Here is a 4905-nt window from a genome sequence, read left to right on the forward strand (position 1 = left end):
GTTCAGGGCCCCGGCGCCCGCCAGGGCCCTGAACGCCTCCCGGACCACGGCCACCGCGGCCCGCGTCCTGCGCCAGCTGCGCCACGACCCGCGCACGATCGCGCTGCTGATCCTCATCCCCTGCGTGATGCTGTTCCTGCTCCGCTACGTCTTCGACGGCAGCCCCCGCACCTTCGACGGCATCGGCGCGTCCCTGCTCGGGGTCTTCCCGCTGATCACGATGTTCCTGGTGACCTCCATCGCCACCCTGCGCGAACGCACCTCGGGCACCCTCGAACGCCTCCTCGCCATGCCGCTGGGCAAGGGGGACCTGATCGCCGGCTACGCGCTCGCCTTCGGAGCCCTCGCGATCGTCCAGTCGGCCCTGGCCACCGCCCTGGCCGTGTGGTTCCTCGACCTGGACGTCATCGGCAGCCCCTGGCTCCTGCTCCTGGTGGCCCTCCTGGACGCCCTGCTCGGCACGGCGCTCGGCCTCTTCGTCTCCGCCTTCGCGGCCTCGGAGTTCCAGGCCGTCCAGTTCATGCCGGCGGTGATCTTCCCCCAGCTCCTGCTGTGCGGTCTGTTCGCCCCCCGCGACACCATGCACCCCGCCCTGGAGGCCGTCTCCGACGTCCTGCCCATGTCCTACGCCGTCGACGGCATGAACGAGGTCCTCCACCACACGGACATGACGGCGACCTTCGTCCGGGACGTCCTGATCGTCGCCGGCTGCGCGCTGCTGGTCCTGTTCCTGGGAGCGGCGACGCTCCGCCGCCGCACGCCCTGACCGCGCCGGCCCGGCCCGCCGGCGCGCGTCCGCCCACCGGACATCCGGACCCGACCCCCACCCCCGGTGCGAGGATGACCCCGGACGACGGACGACGCACCCAAAGGACCTCGCAGCCATGACCCAGAAAGTCGCAGTCCTCGGCACCGGCAAGATCGGCGAAGCCCTTCTCAGCGGCATGATCCGAGGCGGCTGGCGCCCGGCCGACCTCCTCGTCACCGCGCGCCGCGCCGAGCGGGCCGAGGAACTCCGCGCCCGCCACGGAGTCACCCCGGTCAGCAACGCCGAGGCCGCCAAGACCGCCGACACGCTGATCCTCACGGTCAAGCCGCAGGACATGGGCGCCCTCCTGGACGAACTCGCCCCGCACGTCCCCGCCGACCGCCTGGTCATCAGCGGCGCCGCCGGCATCACCACCGCCTCCATCGAGGAGCGCCTGGCCGCCGGCGCCCCGGTCGTCCGCGTCATGACCAACACCCCGGCCCTCGTCGACGAGGCGATGTCCGTCATCTCGGCCGGCACCCACGCCACCGCCGGGCACCTCGCGCACACCGAGGAGATCTTCGGCGCCGTCGGCAAGACGCTCCGGGTCCCCGAGTCCCAGCAGGACGCCTGCACCGCCCTCTCGGGCTCGGGCCCGGCGTACTTCTTCTACCTGGTCGAGGCCATGACGGACGCCGGCATCCTGCTCGGACTGCCCCGCGACAAGGCCCACGACCTGATCGTCCAGTCCGCGATCGGCGCCGCGACGATGCTCCGCGACAGCGGCGAGCACCCGGTCAAGCTCCGCGAGAACGTCACGTCCCCGGCGGGCACGACTATCAACGCCATCCGCGAGCTGGAGAACCACGGCGTCCGGGCCGCCCTCATCGCCGCCCTCGAGGCAGCCCGCGACCGCAGCCGCGAACTGGCCGCGGGCAAGAAGGACTGACCTCCCCGGGACCGCGCGGGGCGGTCAGACGCCGGCCGCCCCCACGATCTCCTGCGTGGTCACCACCCGCGCGAACCCGCCCCCGTGCAGCGAGACCGCCGAGGCCTGCGCGATCTCGTCCGCGCCGCGCCGCCATCCGAACGGTCCCTCCAGCTCGAAGGTGTAGGTCGCGTCGTACGCGAACAGCACGTCGTACCCGAGGTTCCCGCCCATCCGCGCCGTCGTCTCGGCGCACATGTTCGTCTGGATCCCGGCCACCACGATCTGCGAGATCCCCTGGCCGGTGAGCCAGGCCCCCAGATCGGGCGTCCCGAGGAAGGCCGAGTTCACGGTCTTCGTGACGAGCAGTTCGGCCCCCGAACCCTTCCCCCGACGCCGCTCCACGTACTCCTTGAACGCGTTCCCCGCGTATCCCGCCCGCAGGGGCGAGTCCGGCTGCACCGAGTCGTGCCGCACGAACACGACGGGCCGCCCCGACCCCTGCCACACGTCGACGAGCGCGGCGATGTTGTCATCGGCCCCCGGATTGTTCCGCGCCCCCCAGTACTCCAGCTCCTCGAAGCCCTGCTGCACGTCGACGACCACCAGCGCTGCGTTCTCTGCGATGTCCATGCCCCCGATCCTGCCGCCGGCCCGACCCGCTCCCCAGAGCCCGCGAAGTCATCGATCGATGGTTTACTGCCACTCATGAAGCCTGCGTACCGGGTCGCCCTCGTCGCCTTCCCCGGCATCCGCGCCTTCGACGTCTCCGTCATCACCGAGGTCTGGGGCGCCGACCGCACCGACCGCGGCGTCCCCGCGTTCGAGCTGCGCAGGGTCGCCGCCGACGACACGGCCATCCCGATGCGCGGCGGCCTGGCCCTCCTGCCCGACCGCCCCCTCGACTGGCTCGCCCGGGCCGACCTCGTCCTGGTCCCCGGCCTGGACGACCACCTCACCCCCGCGCCCGCGCCCGTCCTGGACGCCCTCCGCCGCGCCCACGCCCGAGGCACCACCCTCGCCGCGCTCTGCGGCGGAGCCTTCACCCTCGCCCAGGCGGGCCTCCTCGACGGCCGCCGGGCGATCACCCACTGGAACCTCGTCGACCTCCTGCGCACCCGCCACCCGCGGGTCACCGTCGTCCCCGACGCCCTCTTCATCGAGGACGACGGCATCTGGACCGCCGCCGGGACGGCGGCCGGCATCGACCTCTGCCTCCACCTGGTTCGCCGCTCCCACGGCGCGGAGGCGGCCGCCGCCATCGCCCGCTCGATGGTCACGGCCCCCTTCCGCACCGGCAGCCAGGCACAGTTCGTCGAACACCCCACCCCGTCCACGGACCGGGACGCCGACGCCCTCGCGGCCGTGCGCGAACACGCCCTGCGCCACCTGCACGAACCGCTCAGCGTCGCCGACCTGGCCGCGCACGCGGGCATGTCCCCGCGCAGCTTCGCCCGCCACTTCACCGCGGCGACCGGGGCCACCCCCCTGCGCTGGCTCCTCGACCAGCGCGTCGCCGCCGCCCAGAAACTCCTCGAACGCACTGACCTCCCCATGCCCGAGGTCGCCCGGCGCGCCGGCTTCGGCAGCGAGGTCACGATGCGCCAGCACTTCGCGACGCGCCTCGCCACCAGCCCCCGCGCCTACCGCGCCGCGTTCAGCGCCACCCCCGCCCCGGACCCGGCCCCGCCTTCGGCCACCGGCTCCGCCGCGGACTCCGTCAGCGGCGCGAGCAGCCCGATCGCGCGGTAGGCGCCGTCCACCACGGGCCGGGCCATGCCCCGCGCCTTCTCCGCCCCGTCCCGCAGCACCCGCTCCACGTGGCCGGGGTCGGCGCACAGCTCCTGGTGCCGGGCCCGCAACGGCCGCAGCACCTCCACCACCGCGTCGGCCGTGTCCCGCTTCAGGTCCCCGTACGAGGTGTACCCGGAGCTCAGGGCCTCCGGATCACCGCCCGTGCACGCGGCGAGGATCTCCAGCAGGTTCGCGACCCCGGGCCGCCCCGCACGGTCGTACACGACCTCCCGCCCGCTGTCGGTGACCGCCCGCATCACCTTCTTCCGGACGACGTCGGGCTCGTCCAGCAGATAGACGATCCCCGGACCGAAGTCGTCGCTCTTGCCCATCTTCGACGCCGGTTCCTGAAGGTTCATCACCCGCGCCGCCACCGCCGGAAGCGTCGCCTTCGGCACGACGAACGTGTGCCCGTACCGCTGGTTGAACCGCACCGCCAGATCCCGGGCCAGCTCCACGTGCTGGGTCTGGTCGTCACCGACCGGTACCTCGTCGGTCGCGTAGGCGAGGATGTCCGCCGCCATGAGCACGGGATACGTCAGCAGGGAGAGCCGCACACTGCCCCCACGCTCCCGCTCCCGCGCGGCCTTCTCCTTGTACTGGATCATGCGCCGCATCTCGCCGTCCGTGGCCACGCACTCCAGCAGGTACGACAACCGCGCGTGCTCGTCGACATGACTCTGGACGAAGACGGTGCACAGCCGGGGATCCAGTCCCGCGGCCAGCAACAGCGTCGCCGCCTGCCGACTCAGCCGGCGCACCCGCGCCGGATCGTGGTCCACGGTCAGCGCGTGCAGATCGACCACGCAGAACAACGAGTCAGCCCGGTGCTGGTCGACCTCGGCCCACTGCCGAAGCGCTCCCAGGTAGTTCCCCAGCGTCAGGTGCCCGGTCGGCTTGATCCCGCTGAAGACCCGCTTCATCTCTCCACCTCCTGGTCGAGACCGCCGCCCGGACGGCCGATCCCCTGGAACCCTGGAGGGAGATACGAGAACGGCCGCCGAAGCGGCGGCCGTTGAGTGCATACGTGAGCACGGCCGCCGTCAGGCGGCCCACCACAGCTGGGTGCACGTACGCGTAGTCATGCCCGCCAGCCTACGCCTCAGAGGTGCCGCGGGGACATGAGTTGACACACCCTGACCGCGTACGTACTGTTCTCCGAGTTGTCCGACGTGAGCGCCGACCCCGGTCGGTCCCCGGACAGCCATTCCGCAGGTACCCACCTCTTCTCGACGTGCAGGGCATTCCTCTGCCGTCGCGTCGACAGGCGCGTGCATTCGCGAAATGAGGAATCCGCGTTCGAAAGGACGCAGGACCCCGATTGGCTTCGGGGGCCGGGAATCCGCTAAAGTCTCACTCGTCGGAACGGCCCAACAGCCGGGAAGACAACCCGCTCTGACCGGGAATCAGCGCCGAAAGGATCTGATAGAGTCGG

Annotated in this window: 5 protein-coding genes; 3 read left to right on the plus strand and 2 right to left on the minus strand. The window is 72.1% G+C overall.

The window, feature by feature from the left end; translation table 11 throughout:
• The coding region (locus KMS84_RS37795) for an ABC transporter permease (RefSeq protein ID WP_256921084.1) at positions 1-766 on the plus strand (766 nt) is incomplete at its 5' end.
• 118 nt (positions 767-884) lie between these two features.
• On the plus strand, positions 885-1697 hold the full coding sequence (gene proC / locus KMS84_RS37800) for a pyrroline-5-carboxylate reductase (protein ID WP_256921085.1): 813 nt from the start codon (positions 885-887) through the stop codon (positions 1695-1697).
• Between the two features lie 24 nt (positions 1698-1721).
• Here proC and KMS84_RS37805 read toward each other — a convergent pair whose 3' ends face one another.
• Positions 1722-2309, minus strand: a complete 588-nt coding sequence (locus KMS84_RS37805; RefSeq protein ID WP_256921086.1) for a cysteine hydrolase family protein — start codon at positions 2307-2309, stop codon at positions 1722-1724.
• 75 nt (positions 2310-2384) lie between these two features.
• Between KMS84_RS37805 and KMS84_RS37810 the strand changes: the two genes are divergently transcribed.
• The gene (locus tag KMS84_RS37810; RefSeq protein ID WP_256921087.1) at positions 2385-3428 is read left to right on the plus strand and encodes a GlxA family transcriptional regulator; all 1044 of its coding nucleotides are present in this window, start codon (positions 2385-2387) and stop codon (positions 3426-3428) included.
• On the opposite strand, the gene trpS is transcribed toward KMS84_RS37810, so the two are convergent.
• Positions 3320-4393: a tryptophan--tRNA ligase gene (gene trpS, locus KMS84_RS37815; RefSeq protein WP_256921088.1), complete on the minus strand. Its 1074-nt coding sequence runs from the start codon at positions 4391-4393 to the stop codon at positions 3320-3322. The two genes, KMS84_RS37810 and trpS, sit on opposite strands and share 109 nt — an antisense overlap.
• Positions 4394-4905 lie beyond the last annotated feature (512 nt).

It is taken from the genome of Streptomyces hilarionis (assembly GCF_024539675.1).
Classification (GTDB): Bacteria; Actinomycetota; Actinomycetes; order Streptomycetales; family Streptomycetaceae; genus Streptomyces; species Streptomyces hilarionis.

What these genes read in the sequence shown, in the direction of transcription:
- proC (WP_256921085.1), top strand. Translation starts at nt 885, where the DNA reads ATGACCCAGAAAGTCGCAGTCCTCGGCACCGGCAAGATCGGCGAAGCC.
- KMS84_RS37805 (WP_256921086.1), bottom strand. Translation starts at nt 2,309, where the DNA reads ATGGACATCGCAGAGAACGCAGCGCTGGTGGTCGTCGACGTGCAGCAG.
- trpS (WP_256921088.1), bottom strand. Translation starts at nt 4,393, where the DNA reads ATGAAGCGGGTCTTCAGCGGGATCAAGCCGACCGGGCACCTGACGCTG.
- KMS84_RS37810 (WP_256921087.1), top strand. Translation starts at nt 2,385, where the DNA reads ATGAAGCCTGCGTACCGGGTCGCCCTCGTCGCCTTCCCCGGCATCCGC.